This window comes from Buttiauxella cochleicola, from assembly GCF_021283185.1.
Taxonomy (GTDB): domain Bacteria; phylum Pseudomonadota; class Gammaproteobacteria; order Enterobacterales; family Enterobacteriaceae; genus Buttiauxella; species Buttiauxella massiliensis.
Window position 1 is genome coordinate 154,889 of record NZ_JAJSOS010000008.1, and the last position, 17,384, is coordinate 172,272.

Genomic DNA, 17,384 nt, shown 5'->3' on the forward strand with positions numbered 1-17,384 from the left:
CATGAAAATTCTCTTCACTTTCCCCGGACAGGGAACGCAACGTGTAGGTATGTTGCAGAAGTTACCGCAAGATGGTGACATTATGGCGCGTGTTCGCACCGTGTTAGGCGATGAAGCCGATACACTCGATACCGAAGATGCGCTGAAACATACCCGCGCCGTTCAACTTTGCCTGCTGATTGCTGGCGTGGCTTGCGCCGAAGAACTCAAGCGCAACGGCGTGCAGCCGGATATGGTCTGTGGTTTATCTATCGGCGCATTTCCGGCGGCGGTGGTGGCAGGGGTGTTAAGTTTTGAAGACGCGCTGCGTTTAGTGGCGTTGCGTGGCGATTTAATGGAGCAGGCGTATCCGCAAGGTTATGGTTTAACTGCCATTACTGGCTTGCAACTCAACCAGGTTGAGCGGCTGGTGGAAGGTAGCGGAACATACATCGCCAATATTAACGCTGAGCAGCAAATCGTGATTGCCGGACGTAACGAAGAGATGGCTGCCGTGGCGCAAAAAGCGCTGGCATCTGGCGCGCAGAAAGCCAAACAGCTGGCGGTTAGCGTGCCATCGCACTGTGAATTACTGGCTGAACCTGCACTAAAACTGCAACAGGCGTTTGCCGATATAACGCTGAATCGCCCGCATTGCACGTATCTTAGCGGCAGCACTGCTCGCGTGGCCTGGCAGCCAGAACAGATTGCCGAAGATTTAGCACTGAACATGTCGCGCACCGTGCGCTGGCGTGATGCGATGATTGCCGCTAACGAACGCGATGTGCGTCTGGCGATTGAAATGCCGCCGGGCAGCGTGCTGACTGGACTCACGCGGCAGGCATTCCGTGAAGGCGAAATGGTCTGCGCGGAAAACAACAGCGTTGGGGTACTTCAACGTCTCACCGAACGGGCTAAAGCAGCGCGTTAGGCGTATCAATAAACGAACGGGCGTACATGCGGCCTTCGGCCGCAAGTGCCAGCAAGTTTGGATCGTGTTCGCGATTGCGGGCAAAGACAATCGCAATGGATTGCTGCATTTGATAAGGCTCGGCGAGCTTCAGCAGTTGCACTGAGTTTTCATACACTTTCTTCATTCTCCCCGGCATTAATGCCAGTCCCACACCTGCCTGTACCAGACTGATCATCGAGAAAATATCGTTCACGCGCGTCACAATCTCAGGCTCAAAACCTGCAATGTGAAACGCTTCCTGGAACCCGTTATAGGTCGCAAACCCTTCGGCTAACGAAACAAACTTCTCACTATGATAATCACGAAGATCGGCAAGTTTGCTGGTATCGAGCGGGAACGTGCTGGAGGCGGCGAGGAAAATATCATCCTGAAATAACGGCAGCACTTCGAGGCGGTTACGGTCGATTTCGCTTTCCGAAATCGAAATCAGAATTGCATCCAGCACGCTATCTTCGAGCATGTTTAACAGCATCTGATTGGAACCCATGGTGAGATCCATCTCAAGTTCAGGGCGGCGCAATTTCATTCCCATGATCAGGCGCGGTACGGTTTCGAGAGTCAGCGAATAGAGCGTGCCGATGCGTAACCGACCTTGACCAACACCAGCCGCCTGGCGCGTTTCTGCAATACCACGCGCCATTAACGCTACGGCTTCTTTACTGTATTCCAGTAGGGTTAACGCCGCGGGTAGTGGTACCAGATTGCGGCCTTTATGGATGAACAGCGGGCAGCGCACGCCTTCTTCAAGCGTGTGAAGCGCACGATGGACGCTGACGCCGCTGATCCCCAGCGCCTCAGCAGTACGGGCAATATTTCCCTTTTCCATAAACACCATGAATATTTCGAGTTTTCGGAAGGTGATTTCTGCGTCTATTTTCATGGTTTATCTGGATCTGCTGCCCTGGTAAGTTCGCCATAAAGTACCTTAAAACCGTTTGAGCTTCACGGGATGAAATCTTTTCAGGTCCGTTAGTTGCGCCCTAACCGTAAAGAAAAGTCAGTTTTAAGCCCTTTTTTGAATATGGTTTTGAGATCTAAATTACAAAATGAATCAAAAGTTCTTTTTAAATGAAATATCGTTTCATTTTATGTGGGTTTGATGTGTAAATGATTCCGAAACGGAATAGTACCGAACTGAAATCATGGATAAGGGAGTCTGAAGGATGCAGCATTTCAAACATGTTTTGCCAAAAATTTCGCTGGTTGCTACCGCTGTTGCGGCGACAATTTTACTGAGCGGATGTGGAGATGACGCAGCGCCAACAGGCCCTGTAGTCTTGAAAACAGCGTTTAACCAGTCTGAAAACAACCCACAATACAAAGCATTAGTCTCTTTCAGCGATAAGTTGGAATCTGCGACTAATGGTCGCTACAAACTTGAAATTCACCCTAACGAACTGTTAGGTGACCAGCGTGCCTCACTGGAACTGGTTCAGTCTGGCGCGATTCAGATGGCAGTTGTCGCCAATCCACTGGTCGAAAACTTTAATAAAAACTTCTCTGTTCTGGCGATGCCGTATGTTTACGACAACCCGGAACATCAGCGCAAAGTGTTTACTTCTGGCGTGCTCGATAACCTGTTTGCCTCCACCAAAGGCACCGGTTTTGAAGTTATTACCGCGTATACAGCTGGCGCGCGCAGTGTTTACACCAAGGGTGCCGCAGTCACCAGCCCAGCCGATATGCAGGGCAAAAAAATTCGCGTAATGCAGTCCGATACCATGATCAAAATGCTGAGTTGCATGGGCGGTACGGGCGTACCGATGGGCCAGGGTGAAGTCTATTCAGCGATTCAGCAGGGCGTGTTGGATGGTGCTGAAAATAACGAAATCACTTATGCCGACCTGAAACAGTACGAAGTGGCGCCTTACTTCTCAGCAACCCGTCACGTAATGGTGGCTGATTTGCTCGTCGCAAATGAAAACTTCATCGCCAAAATGGATGAAAGCGATCGCGAACTATTCCGTAAGCTTGCCAAAGAGAGCACCCAGACTCAGTTCGAGCTGTGGGATAAAGCACTCGACGGTGCCCGTCAAACAGCGAAAGACAATGGCGCGACCTTCACTGAAGTGGATATCAAACCATTCCAGGAACGTTGCAAACCGCTGCAGTCTGCAATGTTGACTACCCCGGAACAAAAAGCGCTGTACGAAAAAATTCGTGAGTTGGCCGAGTAAGACGGCTTGAAGTCAGGGGGACGAGGATGTCCCCCGTGGAGATAAAAATGAAAGTTACCCAGTCCATTCCCTCCGCCACAGCATCCAAATCTGATTTTTATTCGCATGTCACACGAGTAAAACAGGCCATTGATAAAGCGGCGTCTTATCTATGTATTTTGATTGTTAGCTTAATGACTTTACTGGTGACCTGGCAGGTGGCATCGCGCTATTTGTTTAATAGCCCGAGTGCTGTCAGTGAAGTGCTGGCGCGATATTTGTTTATCTGGCTGGTGTTGATTGGCGGGGCCTATGTTTTTGGCCTGCGTGAACATATGGCTATCACTTTTATGCGCGATAAAATGCCGCGTAGATTGCGTCTTTCATTGGAAATTATTGGTGAGTTAGCCACTTCAGTATTTGCATTACTGGTGCTGACTATCGGTGGTTATATTGGTATGAGCCGCCAGATGGCGCAGCTCGATTCCGCATTACAAATTCCTATCGGTATTATCTACATTGCGATTCCACTGAGTGGTGCAATGACGCTGTTCTATTGCCTGTATAACCAATATGGGTTGTTCAGAAAGTTTTCTTCGAAACAAGATTGATTAGGTGTCGATATGGATATTGCAATTATTGTTGCTCTGGTAATGTTTAGCGGTGTATTTATTCTGCTGCTAGCGGGAACGCCAATTAGTATTAGTATTGGGATCTCATCCTTCGCCGCGATGTGTCTTATTTTACCGTTCGATGGTGCGATATTAACCTCTGCCCAGCGTGTCTTTGTTGGCCTCGACTCCTTTGCCTTATTAGCTATTCCCTTCTTTATTCTGGCCGGGAATTTAATGAATAATGGCGGGATAGCCATTCGTTTAATTAACTGCGCAAAAATGGTTAGTAACTTCCTGCCAGGTCCTTTGGCGCAAACCAACGTCGTGGCCAATATGCTGTTCGGATCGATCAGTGGTTCTGGCGTAGCATCTGCGGCAGCGGTGGGTGGCATCATGTCGCCAATCCAGAAAAAAGAGCAGTACGACCCGGCGTTTAGTGCCGCGGTGAACATAGCTTCTGCCCCAACAGGTATGCTGATTCCGCCAAGCAACTCTTTGATTGTTTATGCAACGGTTGCGGGGAGCGTGTCTATTTCCGCGCTGTTTATGGCCGGTTATGTGCCGGGTATTCTGTGGGGATTGGGCGTAATGTTGGTCGCCGGTTTTATTGCTAAACGCCGTGGGTACGTCGCTGACCGTTCTGCTAATAAAGGCCAGACGCTGCGTATTCTGTTTGATGCTATTCCAAGCCTGATGATGATCGTTGTGGTTATCGGCGGCATTCTGGGTGGCGTGTTTACCGCAACAGAAGCCTCGGCAATTGCGGTGGTTTATTCACTGGTGCTCGGTGTTATTTACCGCAATATCAAAATGGATGATTTGCCGAAGATATTCCTCGCGACCGCGAAAATGACGGCGATTGTTATTTTCATGCTGGCGGCATCTTCGATTATGTCGTGGGTAATGGCATTTACCAAAATCCCTGCATTGATTGCCTCCGGTTTACTTTCTGCGACAGATAGCTTCATCGTTATTCTGCTGATTATGAACCTGGTATTACTGCTGGTGGGCACCTTTATGGACCCAACGCCTGCGGTATTAATCTTCACCCCAATTTTCCTGCCAATCTGCATGCAGTTTGGAATGGACCCAGTGCATTTCGGTATCATGATGGTGTTTAACTTATCGCTCGGCACGATAACACCACCGGTGGGGCCAATCTTATTTACCGGCTGTAAAGTCGGGGATATTAAGATTGAGCGTGTGATTAAACCGTTGCTGCCATTCTTTGCGGTGATTGCGATTGTTCTGATGATGGTGACCTATTTACCGGCTATCACCATGGCACTGCCACAGAGCATGGGTTTGGTGAAATAGATCAAAGTTGGCGGGGATTTTCCCCGCCAATCACTAATGCGCAGCTAATTCCTGGAAGAATGCAGGGTTAGCCTGGATAGTTGCCAGCACTTTTGCAGCCAGTCCGGTTGGGTTACGTCTTCCTGACTCCCAGCTTTTGATGGTATCAACGCTAGTACCCAGCGCCTTGGCCATCTCGCTTTGTGAAACATTCAATTGTTCCCTGATTGCCTTAACATCAGCGATCTCATAACGGGTGACACGTGCGGGAGACTGAACGCCATTTTTAATGTCGACCGCTTCTTCAAGGGACGCTTTCAGGTCGTCAAAAAAGCTCATATCACACCTCGTTTTTTAGGATTTTCGTCAATTTCTGGAGATCTGCTTTTTCCGCATCAGTCAGGTTTTCTTTAGTACTTTTCGGGTAAGCCATCACCAGATAGACGACCTCTTTGGTTGCGAGAAAATAAATAACTCTGGCGCTTCCGCTTTTACCCTGAGAACCCGTTGCCATCCTGATTTTTCGCAACCCACCAGTTTGTTGTATCAGTTCACCTTTAGCCGGAGATTCAATGAGCTGTTTTTTTAGATCTTTAAGCTCATCATCCGTTGTGATTTGCTTTATCTGTCGGGTGAACATCGAAGTCTCAATAAATTCTGGCGCATGGCTCAACGGGGGGACTTTCCTTGTCTGGGGATAGAGTATATCACGAGGGGTACTATGTACACTTGTGAGGCACTAAGAAATGTATTCTACGAATTTCTGCCAACTCCCCTAACGCTATCGCACTACTTTGCGCAGAGCCTCGCAATAAGTAATTTTATCGTTAAAAAATAGGTGGTTGTGAAAATAATGGGCAGAAGGGGATAGTTGAGAAAGCGCATTCGCTAAAATTGAAGATACCCGATTAGCTTCGCGCGCGAGAGCAGCCAGCGAAAAGCCTTTCTTATGCAGCGAAGCAATAATTTCGGCTTTATGCCAGTCGGAAGATCTCTAAAAGTGATTGGTTCAAATTACAGGGACACTTTGATTTCAAGTGCAGCAAGGATTGCGGCTTCCATTTTCTCTGGGGTGGTGAAAGGTGCAAAGCGCTTGAGCGGTTTGCCATCGCGTCCGATCAGGAACTTAGTGAAGTTCCACTTGATTCGCCCACCCAGCACACCGGGCAATTCATCCTTCAGGTAACGAAACACCGGGTGCGTTGCTGCACCGTTGACCTCTACTTTCTCGAACATCGGGAAGCTCACGCCGTAGTTGATGTGACAGGTCTGCGCGATTTCGTCGGCGTTGCCGGGTTCCTGCTTACCGAACTGGTTGCAGGGGAAACCAAGCACCACCAGACCCTGGGCGGCGTACTTCTTGTAGAGCGCTTCAAGGCCTGCGTATTGTGGCGTGAAGCCACAATGGCTGGCGGTATTAATCACCAGCACCAACTTGCCAGCATAGTCGGCCATAGAGATGGGCTGGCCACGCAGACTGGTGGCAGTAAGTTGATGAAAGGTGGTCATATCGGAATCCTCAGAACACAATCAGTTTGACGTTAGCATTGCCACGTTGCGTGTAGTAAATACGCGTTCTTCGTTTCATGGCTACGCCCCCCTTGTTTAAGGATAGCGTTGCATCGACCCGCTGAACTTACAGGACTTAAGCGACAGTCACCCTCTGATTATGCCCGTACTACCAAATCCATCAAAAGAACTATAAATCCTTCTCCCACTATTCCCTGGATAACGCTATTCACTAAAGCCAATGAATTAGGGGAAACACCGGGATTTGGTTCCCGGAGGGACGCCAAACCCGGTGGTCGCCCCGGGTATCTCAGTCTTAACCTAACTCCGGTCTTAAGCTAAGCCCAACCAACTCCCTATCCCACACTCATAAGTCTTTCCAATATTTCCCGCAAAACGCCCCTCATATCACAATTTTGCTCAAAAACTATCACTGTCACCAATAGATTCGACCTCTTTAAGCCGTGACTGTAATCACATTAAGCCAGCGAATTATCATGAATCGGCCGCTTTTTGTGGCGCATATCACTCTTGCCTCCGGGATTTCCACTTCCAAGTGGAAAACAACTCGCTACAAACCTTTAACCCTCGCCGATACCTTAGAGCCATATCAGTAAACGAGGTATGCAGTGTGAATAACGGAGCGGTAAAGGTTAATGACGCCGGAAGTACCGACGCCACACAACTTACGGAGCAAGTGTTGGCATTTATCAGGACGCTGCTGGAAGGCCGAAACATTACGCCAAACGCAGTTCAGGAACAGATGCTGACATCCCACGTTCGCGCCATGGCGCACCGGTCACTGACCGGCGAACCATTGCCAGAAGTTGAAGAAAGCCTGTTTGAGGAAATTTCTGATGACTCTCTGGAAATGGCAAAAGCAGTGGTGGAGCAATTTGGCAATTTACCGATTGAAGAAGCGTGGTTGTTGTCAGTGCATTTCGAAGTCGCGAAAGACAATCTTTGAATAATCAGGAGATTCAAATGGAACAAATTACCGTAGTGATCGGCGACCGCCTGGGTAAAGGCCAAAAAGTGGCAGCAGGGATTGAGAAAGCAGGCGGCCGTGCCGTGGTTATTCCTGGTGTTGCCGCTGATATGAAACTGGGCGACGTGATGAAAGCAGAAAACGCCACTTTTGGTATCTCTTTCTGCGGCAGTGGCGGTGCGGGCGCTATCACCGCGCAAACTAAACACGGCTACAAAGCCAAGTACGGCATGCGTTCAGTGGATGAAGGCGTGACGGCAATCAACGAAGGCAACAACGTGTTGGGCTTCGGTTTTATGGATAAAGAAGAGCTGGGCGAGCGTCTGGTGCAAGCTTGGGCCAAGAAGTACGGTCAGTGAGTATGAAAGAACACTTCTCCGAAACGGTGAGAGTGAAAGGTCGTGGCGACACTAAAGCCAAGGCCTTTGCTGATGCTCTGAACCATGTTCAGGGCTCGGTTATGAAGTCATCTCCCCACATTTTACTGCGTATTGAGCCACAGGATGTGCAGGTTGTTCAGGCGCGAGTACAGGTCAAGAAAGAGGCCTTTTTGTTCTTCTTTCTGAAACGTGAAAAACAGATGTTCAGCGTGGAGCTGGATGTTTCAGTCAGTGTGACGGCCATCAATATGGACAAAGTAGACTTCATCCCCCAATAAAATCACACAGAAAGGACAGACAGATGTTCTTAATTATATTAATAAAATCGCTAATCATCGGCGGTCTGGTTGGCGTTGGAGTGGGCGCCGGGGCTGCACGTATGTTTCATGCGCCGACCACGCAAGGTATGGGTGCTTTTCGTACTCTGGGCGAGCTGAACTCCTGCGAAGGCGACCCGGCTTCACACTTCTCATTTGGTTTAGGTTTCTTCTTCAACGCCTGGGCGTCGTCCGTTGCGGCGGGTGCTTTTACTCAGGATGTTGACCACCGCATTATCCCACACTGGGGTGCCGCCGCGTTGATGATGAAAAATCGCAACGTGGCTGAGACCCTGCATGACCCGCGCAAAATGGCTGTTGCGTGCGGCATCATCGGCATGATTGTAGTGGCCTTCCTTAACACCACCGCGTCTGCCGTTCCCGCTGCACTACAGGTTACCGCAGTAAAAGTGCTGGTCCCTGCGGCGAACTTGCTGGTGACCATCATCATGCCAGTGATTTTCTGGCTGGCGGCGATTGATGCCGGTAAAAAATCAGGCTTCTGGGCCACGATTTTCGGCGGTTGTGCGCAACTGATTATGGGCAACGCCGTACCTGGTCTGGTGCTTGGCATCCTGATTGGTAAAGGCGTGGAAGAGAGCGGCTGGAACCACGTCACTAAAGTGATGATGGTGGCGATTATCGCGCTGTTTGTGCTGAGTGGCTTCTTCCGTGGCTTCGATATGAAGATGATCGAATCCTTCCATCTGACCGTGCCGGACTGGCTCAGTCTGATCCATAACTCGATGAGCGGAAAATAAGGGAGCCTGTGATGGAAACGAATAAAGGTTTTTGGTACGCCGACTGGTCATTCCCGATTTTCGTTGGCCTGCTTTCTTCCGGCGTGTTCGCCGGGACACACATGTATTACCTCTACGGCATTGGCGCATTTAACGAAGTGGCGTTTGTTTCCATGCTGCGTGCCGGAATCGATACCGGCGTGTATGGGGCAGTCGCCGCATTTGGTGCCAGCTTCCTGTTTGCCCGCATCATTGAAGGTTCGCTGGTCGGGATTCTGGATATCGGCGGTGCGATTCAAACCGGCGTAGGTCTTGGCGTTCCGGCGCTGTTACTTGGCGCGGGCATTATCTTCCCGGTCGCGAACTTTGCGGCATCGCTGGTGACGGGGCTGGTGATTGGCCTGGCGATTGGATATGTGATTATTCTGGCGCGTAAATTCACCGTCAACCAGAGCAACTCAACCTACGGGGCAGACGTCATGATGGGGGCGGGTAACGCATCCGGCCGCTTCCTTGGCCCGTTGATTATCCTGAGCGCAATGACCGCTTCTATTCCGATTGGTATCGGATCCTTGATTGGTTCTTTGCTGTTTTATCTGTGGAACAAGCCGATTACCGGTGGCGCGATTCTTGGCGCAATGCTGTTTGGGGCATTCTTCCCGATTGCTTTGTAGAACTTTTTGGCGGATGGCGCGTGCCATCCGCCAGCGAGGAAAAATCATGTACGACTTAATCCTGCGCAACGCGTGTCTGGTGGATGACACCGTTATCGACATCGCGCTGAAAGATGGAAAAATTGCCGCACTTGGCGAGGTCACCGGTGAGGCGCAAGAAGAGCGCCAGCTCAATGGCGAATATTATGTCAGCGCAGGCTGGATTGATTCCCACGTCCACTGTTACCAAAAATCCCCCATCTATCACGATGACCCGGACAGCATCGGCATTAATACAGGCGTGACGACCGTTGTTGATGCCGGGAGCACAGGCGCTGACGATATCGACGAGTTTTACGAGCTAACTCGCAAAGCGACGACGGATGTTTACGCGTTACTGAACATCTCTCGCGTCGGGCTGATTGCGCAGAACGAACTGTCGGATATGACGAATATCGACAAAATCGCCGCACGTGATGCGGTGAAACGCCATCCTGGTTTTATCGTTGGCATCAAAGCGCGCATGAGCAGCAGCGTAGTCGGCGTGAACGGCATTAAACCGCTGGAGCGCGCGAAAGAAATCCAGCGCGAAAACGGTAACTTGCCGCTGATGGTACACATCGGTAATAACCCGCCTGACCTTGATGAAATTGCCGATTTGCTGACAAGCGGAGACATCATTACCCACTGCTACAACGGCAAACCGAACCGCATTTTGACATCTGCCGGTGAATTGCGGGCATCAATTTCAAGCGCCATTCAGCGTGGCGTGTGCCTTGATGTGGGCCACGGTTCCGCCAGTTTCAGCTTCGAAGTGGCGAAAATTGCCATCAGCAAAGGGATTCTGCCACACACCATCAGCTCCGATATTTACTGCCGCAACCGCATTAACGGCCCGGTACATAGCCTCGGCGTGGTGATGTCAAAATTCCTCTCCATTGGCATGTCGCTGCCACAAGTGATTGATTGCGTTACCACGCATGCCGCGCAAGGTTTACGCCTGACGAATAAAGGGCGCTTGTCCGTTGGCCTTGATGGCGACCTGACGATTTTTGCCCAACGCCGCCAGCCGACGGTATTTACCGATTCCGAAAATCAGACGCTCCAGGGCGAACAACTGCTGGTGGCACTTGCCGCCGTTCGCGCCGGGAAATGGTTTACGACCGAACAAGGGAAACAAGAACATGTCTTCGATTTATGAGAAATATAATTTAAAACAAGTCATTAATGCTTCTGGCCGCATGACGGCACTCGGTGTTTCTACCCCGCGCCCGGAAGTGGTTGAAGCCGTGACCAACGGTATGAATCACTACTTTGAGATGAAAGACCTGGTGAACAAAACCGGGGAGTACATTGCCAAATTGTTGGACGTTGAAGCCGCAACAGTAGTGTCATGCGCATCTGCAGGTATCGCGCAATCCGTGGCGGCAGTGCTTGTGAAGGACAACGCCTGGCTGATTGAAAACCTGCACGGCACGCCACTTGAGAACAACGAAATTGTGTTGCCGAAGGGCCACAACGTGAACTTCGGCGCACCGGTCGGCACCATGGTTTATCTCGGCGGTGGCAAAGTGGTGGAAGCCGGTTATGCCAACGAATGTTCTGCCGAACAATTAGCTGCTGCCATCTCCCCACGCACTGCCGCAATTTTGTATATCAAATCGCATCACTCGGTTCAGAAAAGCATGCTTAGCGTAGAGCAGGCTGCTGTCGTGGCGCGCAAACATAACCTGCCGCTGATTGTTGATGCAGCAGCGGAAGAAGATTTGCAGTGCTACTACCGCGCCGGTGCGGACCTGGTGATTTACAGCGGCGCAAAAGCCATTGAAGGGCCAACCAGCGGCCTGGTAATTGGTAAAGCGCAGTACGTTGAGTGGGTGAAGCTGCAAACAGGCGGCATTGGCCGCGCCATGAAAGTGGGCAAAGAAGGTATTCTTGGCCTGACCTGCGCCATCGAACACTACTTAACGGCAGCCAAAGAAAGCGGCGCACAGATGGTCGAAAAAATGACGCCGTTTATCGAGAGCCTCAACACCCTTGATGGCGTGAGTGCACGTGTAGTGTGGGATGCTGCAGGGCGTGATATTGCGCGTACCGAGATTAAGTTCGATGAAGCGGTTATCGGCATCAGCACCAGCGAACTGGTGAGCGCGTTGAAACAGGGCGAGTACGCGATTTTCTTCCGTGGTTACAAAGCCAACGAAGGGATTATCGAAGCCGATGTGCGCAGCGTCAGCCCACAACAGCTAGAGATTATTTATCACTGCATTAGCGCATTGGTAAGCAAGGAGAAGCAGGCATGAAACTGACCCCGAATTTTTACCGTGACCGTGTATGCCTGAATGTGCTGGCGGGTTCGAAAGAGAACGCGAAAGAGATTTATGACGCCGCAGAAGGCCATGTTCTGGTCGGCGTGCTTTCTAAAAATTACCCTGATGTAGCAACTGCCGTAGCGGATATGCGTGAATATGCGGCATTGATCGAAAATGCGCTTTCTGTTGGCCTTGGCGCAGGTGACCCAAACCAGTCGGCAATGGTGAGTGAAATCTCCCGCCAGGTGCAACCGCAGCACGTAAACCAGGTGTTTACCGGCGTGGGTGCAAGTCGTGCGTTGCTTGGGCAAAATGAAAGCGTGGTCAATGGCCTGGTTTCTCCAACGGGAATGGTCGGGATGGTAAAAATTTCCACCGGTCCGCTAAGCTCAGCTTCTTCTGACGGTATTGTGCCGGTAGATACCGCTATCGCGTTGCTCAAAGATATGGGCGGCAGCTCAATCAAATATTTCCCGATGGGTGGCCTGAAATACCGTGATGAGTTCCATGCGGTGGCACTGGCTTGTGCAAAACACGATTTCTGGCTGGAACCGACTGGCGGGATTGATCTTGAGAACTACGAAGAAATCCTGAAGATCGCACTGGATACGGGAGTGAGTAAGATCATTCCGCATATTTACAGCTCAATTATTGATAAAGCGAGCGGCAATACACGTCCGGAAGATGTGCGCACTTTGCTGGATATGACGAAGAAGTTGGTTGGCTAAAACCTGATAACCATGAGGATCATCAATGCCCGCAACACAAACGCAATTCGCCTGGGTCGGTACCTACAACCCAAATGGTGAAGGGATTTACCGTTTTCATGTCGATGCCAAAACCGGTGCACTGACCCGCAAAACGCTGGTCAGTGAACTGCCGAATGCCGCGCAGCTCACCGCCTCGAAAGAGGGTAAAACGCTGTATGTGGCAAGCGAAACTGAAAACGGCGTGATTGCAGCGTTGCGTGTTGGGGATGATGGCAATCTTACTGAACTGAATCAGGTTTCATCGGGTGGTGCTGGGGCGGTCTATCTCACGCTTACGCCGGACGAGCGGCATTTGCTGGTGGCGAATTACGGCAGCGGTTCCGTTGCCGTATTGCCAGTCAAGGGCGATGGCAGCCTGGGCCAGGCCACGGATATTCAACAGGATGCAGGGCCAGCGGGCGCCAAAAAACCAGAAGCCGCCGTGGAAGGCAGTTTTGCGGCCAGCGGCCACAGTGGCCCGCATGCACATATGATCGCCGCCGATCCCAGTGGTAAATTCATCTTTACCACCGATCTTGGACTCGATCGGATCTATCAATATCGTTTCGATAAAACCCACGGCAAACTCACGCCAAACGATCCTCCCTATATTGACGCCTCATCGCAAGGTGCAGGGCCACGTCATTTTGTATTCACGCCAAAGGGTGATGGCTTATGGTTGATCAACGAAGAATCTTCTACGCTTACCCACTACCAACTTGATGTAGCCAAAGGAACCCTAACCGAGGGCGAAAGCATTTCCTCGCTACCTAAGGGGTTCAAAGGCACCAGCTTTGCGTCAGGTCTGGTGTTGAGCAACGACGGGAAACAGCTATATGTGGCGAACCGTTTGCATAACAGTATTGGGTATTTTAGCTTGAACCCGAATGGCAGGTTGGAACTTGTGGAGCACGTCTGGACGCGGGGTGATTACCCGCGCACGCTAACGCTCGGCCATAATGAAAAGTATCTGTACGTGATGAATCAGCGCAGCGATAACATCGCGCGTTTTAGCGTGGCGCAGCCGACTGGAAAACTGAATTTTGTTGAGGATTACATTGCGGTTGGCAGCCCGTCACAGATGGTTTTGACAGGTGCTGCGCCCGATTAACGAAAGGAAACGGCAGTGAGATTCCCAAACCAACGTCTGGCCCAACTGTTTGAAATGCTGCAAAACGAGACGCTGCTCCAGGATGAACTGGCGCGGCGATTATCCGTTTCTACTCGCACCGTGCGCGCGGATATTACCGCTTTAAATGCGCTGATGGTCGGGCATGGCGCGCAGTTTGTCCTGAATCGCGGAGCGGGTTATCAGCTCAATATTGCAGACCCGGCGCTGTATGAAGAACTCCAGCAGCAGCCTTCACGCCAACTGCGTATTCCCCGTAATTCCCCGGAGCGTGTGCACTATTTAGTGGTGCGTTTTCTGACGTCTGCCTTCTCATTAAAACTCGAAGATCTGGCCGAAGAGTGGTTTGTTAGCCGTGCGACATTGCAAAGCGATATGGCTGAAGTTCGTGATTGGCTGGCCCGCTACAACTTGACGATTGAAACCCGCCCGCGCCACGGCATGAAGCTGTTTGGCAGTGAAATGTCGGTACGTGCCTGTCTGACCGATCTGCTTTGGAAACTCACGCAGGAAGATTGCGAAAATCCACTGCTGACTGAAGAAGTGCTCAATGCAGGCGTACCAGAACAACTGGCGGCGGAACTGCACAATTGTTTTACGCGCTGCCGTATCCGCCTGACTGACGAAGGTGAACAGTTTATCCGTTTATACTGCGCCGTTGCGGTTCGCCGTATCAGTGAGGGTTACCCACTGCCGGAATTTAGTGCCGATAATGTAGACGAAGCGGTGCGCGAAGCTGCAAAACAAATCACCGTACTGCTACAGGAGCTTGCCGGTAAAGCGCTTTCCGAAGCGGAAGAACAATGGCTGCAAGTTCATATTGCCTCGCGCCAGGTGCAAGAGGTGGCGGCGAGCGCTATCAGTGCTGACGACGATGAAGCTCTGGTGAATTACATTCTGAGCTTTATCAACAACAACTATAACTACAACCTACTGACCGATAAGCAGCTACATGCTGATTTGCTCACGCATATCAAAACTATGATTACCCGTGTGCGCTATCAGATAAATATTCCTAATCCCCTGTTAGGCAATATTAAACAACACTATCCGATGGCTTATGACATGACGCTTGCGGCGGTGTCGAGCTGGGGGAAATACACGCCATATGTCATCAGCGAAAACGAAATTGGTTTCCTGGTGCTGCATATTGGGGTGGGACTTGAGCGGCACTACAACATTGGTTATCAGCGCCATCCGCGCGTGCTGCTGGTTTGCGATACCGGGAACTCCACGGTACGGATGATTCAGGCGATGCTGCTGCGTAAATACCCTCAAATTGAGGTCACGCGGATCATTTCCCTGCGCGATTATGAACAGCTCGGCGACGTGGAAGAGGATTTTGTTATTTCCACGGCGCGCATTAGCGATAAACAAAAGCCCACTGTGGTGGTGGCCCCGTTCCCGACAGAGTACCAACTTGAACAGTTGGGAAAACTGGTGCTGGTGGACCGCACACGCCCATACATGCTGGAAAAATTCTTTGATGCCAGCCATTTCCGGGTCGTTGATGAGCCGATGACTCAGCAGGAGTTGTTCAGCACGCTATGTCAGCAGCTTGAGGGCGAAGGCTATGTTGCTGCTGATTTTTATCCGTCGGTGGTCGAGCGCGAGGCTATTGTCAGTACCGTGTTGGGTGAGGGGATTGCACTGCCTCACTCATTGGGGCTGATGGCGAACAAAACCGTGGTGTACACCGTGCTTGCGCCACAAGGTATTCGCTGGGGAGATGAGACGGCACATGTCATCTTCTTGCTTGCTATCAGTAAAAGCGAGTACGAAGAAGCGATGGCGATTTACGATCTGTTTGTCACGTTTCTGCGTGAAAGGGCGATGCCGCGTTTGCGCGATAGTAAGAATTTTGAGGAGTTTAAAGCGGTGGCAATGGATTGTTTGAGTCGGTTTTAATGCCCTCACCCTGGTCCCTCCCCGAGGAGTTGTCTCTTAGTCACATCTCTGTGAGTCGGGAGACAGTTCCGTTCACCCGATGTTCCGTGTTTCATATAGCCACTGTAAAGGTGAACGTCTTAGGGTGGCCACCGTCGCCACCCTAAGAACCCGGACTCCCGGCAAATCAATCGCCGCAAGCGGTAAACACCGTTTTTCACCCAACATTCGCGAACGACCCTGATGTTGGGGATAAGCTGGGGTTTACCGCGTAGCGGCAATTTAATGACCGGGCGACGGGGTCGCCAGGGGGATGTCGTTATCCCACTGGCACGTTCACCGTTTTCGGGAAATAAAGAGATAACTGAACGCACGGGTGAACGGAAAATCAGCGAGGCTTACAGATCTTACCCTGACAAAATTGCCCGGGTGAGTTGTGTATAAGAGGCAACTGAGGGAGAAGGAGATAAATTCCCTCTCCTGAGGGAGAGGGTTAGGGTGAGGGCAGAAATTACTTCAGCATCGTAAACGCAGTCGTCACATGCTTCACACCGCTGACGCGGCTGGCAATATCTGCCGCAGCTTTGGCTTCTCTGTCAGTGACTAAACCTAACAGGAACACTTCGCCGTTCTCGGTAGTGACTTTCACATTCGTCGATTTTACCTGATCGCTTGCCAGCAACTGCGAGCGCACTTTGGTCGTTATCCAGGTATCGTTAGACGCCGTTCCCAGGCCAATTGGCGCCATGTTACGGATTTCGTTATACACCTCTGTGGTGCCATCAACGCCTAACGCAATCTGTTTGGCACGGGATGAGAGTTCGGAATTAGGCGACTGCCCAACCAACAGCACTTTGCCCTGATACGCACTCACGTTGATACGCGTTTCTTTCTTAATTTGCTCGTCTTTGCCAAGCGCGCTATTTACGCGCAATTCCAGCGTACCATCGTCAACCTGAGTACCGACTGAACGCGGATCTGTCGCCGTTTTAGTGGCGACTGCTGCGGTACCCACTACTGCGGCAGCAACACAACCTTGTAGAAGTAGCGCAGTAATAAGGACTGCAAGTGGCTTATATGCCTTCATCTGTACTCCTTAATCGTCCTGGTGAGGGAATAACGTATTATCAATCAGATCGCATAAGCAGTTTACCGTCAGCATATGCATTTCCTGAATGCGCGCGCTGCGGTGAGAAGGGATGCGAATTTCCACATCCTGTGGCCCTAATAGCCCGGCCAATTCCCCGCCATCGTAACCAGTTAGTGCAACAATCGTCATATCGCGCGTTACGGCGGCTTCTACCGCTTTGACGATATCACGACTGTTTCCGCGGGTCGAAATAGCGAGTAAAACATCACCGGTTTGACCGAGCGCACGTACTTGTTTGGCATACACTTCTTCGTGTAAACGATCATTTGCAATCGCGGTTAAGACCACATTATCAGCATTAAGTGCAATGGCAGGTAAACTCGGTCGCTCAGTTTCAAAGCGGTTGATCATACTGGCGGCAAAATGTTGGGCGTTGGCCGCAGACGTGCCGTTGCCACAGCAAAGGATTTTATTGCCGTTAAGCAGAGACTGAACCAGTGTCATTGCTGCACGGGAGATAGCATCTGGCAGAGCTTCCGCTGCGGCAATCTGGGTTTGAATACTTTCCGTGAAGCAGACTTTGATTCTTTCGAGCACGTTAGTTTACCTGGT

The 17,384-nt window shown here is 50.9% G+C and carries 20 protein-coding genes and 1 pseudogene; 14 read left to right on the forward strand and 7 right to left on the reverse strand.

Translation table 11 applies throughout. The features are described from left to right. Position 1 precedes the first annotated feature (1 nt). The gene (mdcH, locus tag LVQ76_RS14170; protein WP_232865655.1) at positions 2-910 is read left to right on the forward strand and encodes a malonate decarboxylase subunit epsilon; all 909 of its coding nucleotides are present in this window, start codon (positions 2-4) and stop codon (positions 908-910) included. On the opposite strand, the gene LVQ76_RS14175 is transcribed toward mdcH, so the two are convergent. After that, the gene (locus LVQ76_RS14175; protein ID WP_232865654.1) at positions 894-1,832 is read right to left on the reverse strand and encodes a LysR family transcriptional regulator; all 939 of its coding nucleotides are present in this window, start codon (positions 1,830-1,832) and stop codon (positions 894-896) included. The two genes, mdcH and LVQ76_RS14175, sit on opposite strands and share 17 nt — an antisense overlap. A 283-nt stretch (positions 1,833-2,115) precedes the next feature. Here LVQ76_RS14175 and LVQ76_RS14180 point away from each other — a divergent pair, with 283 nt between their 5' ends. Genes LVQ76_RS14180 through LVQ76_RS14190 form a run of 3 tightly spaced genes read left to right on the forward strand, consistent with a single transcriptional unit; the run spans position 2,116 to position 5,039 of the window. Further along, positions 2,116-3,129, forward strand: coding sequence for a TRAP transporter substrate-binding protein (locus LVQ76_RS14180; RefSeq protein WP_232865653.1), 1,014 nt, complete (start codon positions 2,116-2,118; stop codon positions 3,127-3,129). A 47-nt stretch (positions 3,130-3,176) separates the two neighbouring features. After that, positions 3,177-3,719 carry a TRAP transporter small permease gene (locus LVQ76_RS14185; protein WP_232865652.1) on the forward strand — a complete coding sequence of 181 codons (543 nt, stop codon included), beginning with the start codon at positions 3,177-3,179 and terminating at the stop codon, positions 3,717-3,719. 12 nt (positions 3,720-3,731) lie between these two features. Continuing rightward, complete coding sequence (locus LVQ76_RS14190) at positions 3,732-5,039, forward strand: TRAP transporter large permease (protein WP_232865651.1); 1,308 nt, start codon at positions 3,732-3,734, stop codon at positions 5,037-5,039. A 33-nt stretch (positions 5,040-5,072) separates the two neighbouring features. On the opposite strand, the gene nadS is transcribed toward LVQ76_RS14190, so the two are convergent. From nadS to LVQ76_RS14210, 4 genes and pseudogenes are all read right to left on the reverse strand, one after another. Then, positions 5,073-5,357 carry a NadS family protein gene (gene nadS / locus LVQ76_RS14195; protein ID WP_134186308.1) on the reverse strand — a complete coding sequence of 95 codons (285 nt, stop codon included), beginning with the start codon at positions 5,355-5,357 and terminating at the stop codon, positions 5,073-5,075. Between the two features lies 1 nt (position 5,358). Continuing rightward, positions 5,359-5,691, reverse strand: a complete 333-nt coding sequence (locus tag LVQ76_RS14200; RefSeq protein ID WP_232921892.1) for a type II toxin-antitoxin system RelE/ParE family toxin — start codon at positions 5,689-5,691, stop codon at positions 5,359-5,361. 108 nt (positions 5,692-5,799) lie between these two features. Continuing rightward, positions 5,800-5,991, reverse strand: a pseudogene (locus LVQ76_RS22335) (helix-turn-helix domain-containing protein); the annotation flags it as partial. A gap of 41 nt (positions 5,992-6,032) precedes the next feature. Beyond that, positions 6,033-6,527 carry a glutathione peroxidase gene (locus tag LVQ76_RS14210; protein ID WP_232865649.1) on the reverse strand — a complete coding sequence of 165 codons (495 nt, stop codon included), beginning with the start codon at positions 6,525-6,527 and terminating at the stop codon, positions 6,033-6,035. Positions 6,528-7,158: 631 nt separating this feature from the next. On the opposite strand from LVQ76_RS14210, the gene LVQ76_RS14215 reads away from it, so the two are divergent. Genes LVQ76_RS14215 through LVQ76_RS14260 form a run of 10 tightly spaced genes read left to right on the forward strand, consistent with a single transcriptional unit; the run spans position 7,159 to position 15,703 of the window. Then, positions 7,159-7,494, forward strand: a complete 336-nt coding sequence (locus LVQ76_RS14215) for a glycine dehydrogenase (RefSeq protein WP_232865648.1) — start codon at positions 7,159-7,161, stop codon at positions 7,492-7,494. A 17-nt stretch (positions 7,495-7,511) separates the two neighbouring features. Next, the gene (locus tag LVQ76_RS14220) at positions 7,512-7,874 is read left to right on the forward strand and encodes an SFCGS family glycine-rich protein (RefSeq protein ID WP_034492950.1); all 363 of its coding nucleotides are present in this window, start codon (positions 7,512-7,514) and stop codon (positions 7,872-7,874) included. 2 nt (positions 7,875-7,876) lie between these two features. Next, positions 7,877-8,173, forward strand: coding sequence for a DUF4312 family protein (locus tag LVQ76_RS14225; protein WP_151994016.1), 297 nt, complete (start codon positions 7,877-7,879; stop codon positions 8,171-8,173). A 23-nt stretch (positions 8,174-8,196) separates the two neighbouring features. Further along, positions 8,197-8,973, forward strand: coding sequence for a DUF4311 domain-containing protein (locus LVQ76_RS14230; protein WP_064515860.1), 777 nt, complete (start codon positions 8,197-8,199; stop codon positions 8,971-8,973). Positions 8,974-8,984: 11 nt separating this feature from the next. Next, entirely contained in the window at positions 8,985-9,626 is a 642-nt protein-coding gene (locus tag LVQ76_RS14235; protein WP_064515863.1) for a DUF4310 family protein, read from the forward strand. 46 nt (positions 9,627-9,672) lie between these two features. Continuing rightward, positions 9,673-10,806, forward strand: a complete 1,134-nt coding sequence (locus LVQ76_RS14240) for an amidohydrolase/deacetylase family metallohydrolase (protein ID WP_232921893.1) — start codon at positions 9,673-9,675, stop codon at positions 10,804-10,806. Next, positions 10,790-11,908, forward strand: coding sequence for a DgaE family pyridoxal phosphate-dependent ammonia lyase (locus LVQ76_RS14245; protein ID WP_232921894.1), 1,119 nt, complete (start codon positions 10,790-10,792; stop codon positions 11,906-11,908). The genes LVQ76_RS14240 and LVQ76_RS14245 overlap by 17 nt, the downstream gene beginning before the upstream one ends. Beyond that, positions 11,905-12,645, forward strand: a complete 741-nt coding sequence (dagF, locus tag LVQ76_RS14250; protein WP_232865645.1) for a 2-dehydro-3-deoxy-phosphogluconate aldolase — start codon at positions 11,905-11,907, stop codon at positions 12,643-12,645. Before LVQ76_RS14245 ends, dagF begins: the two co-directional genes overlap by 4 nt. Before the next feature lie 25 nt (positions 12,646-12,670). After that, complete coding sequence (locus LVQ76_RS14255) at positions 12,671-13,777, forward strand: lactonase family protein (protein WP_232921895.1); 1,107 nt, start codon at positions 12,671-12,673, stop codon at positions 13,775-13,777. A gap of 15 nt (positions 13,778-13,792) precedes the next feature. After that, entirely contained in the window at positions 13,793-15,703 is a 1,911-nt protein-coding gene (locus LVQ76_RS14260) for a BglG family transcription antiterminator (RefSeq protein WP_232921896.1), read from the forward strand. Positions 15,704-16,193: 490 nt separating this feature from the next. Here LVQ76_RS14260 and dolP read toward each other — a convergent pair whose 3' ends face one another. Together dolP and diaA are read right to left on the reverse strand one after the other, a co-directional pair. Continuing rightward, positions 16,194-16,769 (reverse strand): division/outer membrane stress-associated lipid-binding lipoprotein, encoded by a 576-nt coding sequence (gene dolP / locus LVQ76_RS14265; protein WP_151994010.1) that lies wholly within the window; start codon positions 16,767-16,769, stop codon positions 16,194-16,196. A 9-nt stretch (positions 16,770-16,778) separates the two neighbouring features. Beyond that, positions 16,779-17,369 (reverse strand): DnaA initiator-associating protein DiaA, encoded by a 591-nt coding sequence (gene diaA / locus LVQ76_RS14270; protein WP_034461282.1) that lies wholly within the window; start codon positions 17,367-17,369, stop codon positions 16,779-16,781. Positions 17,370-17,384: the final 15 nt, after the last annotated feature.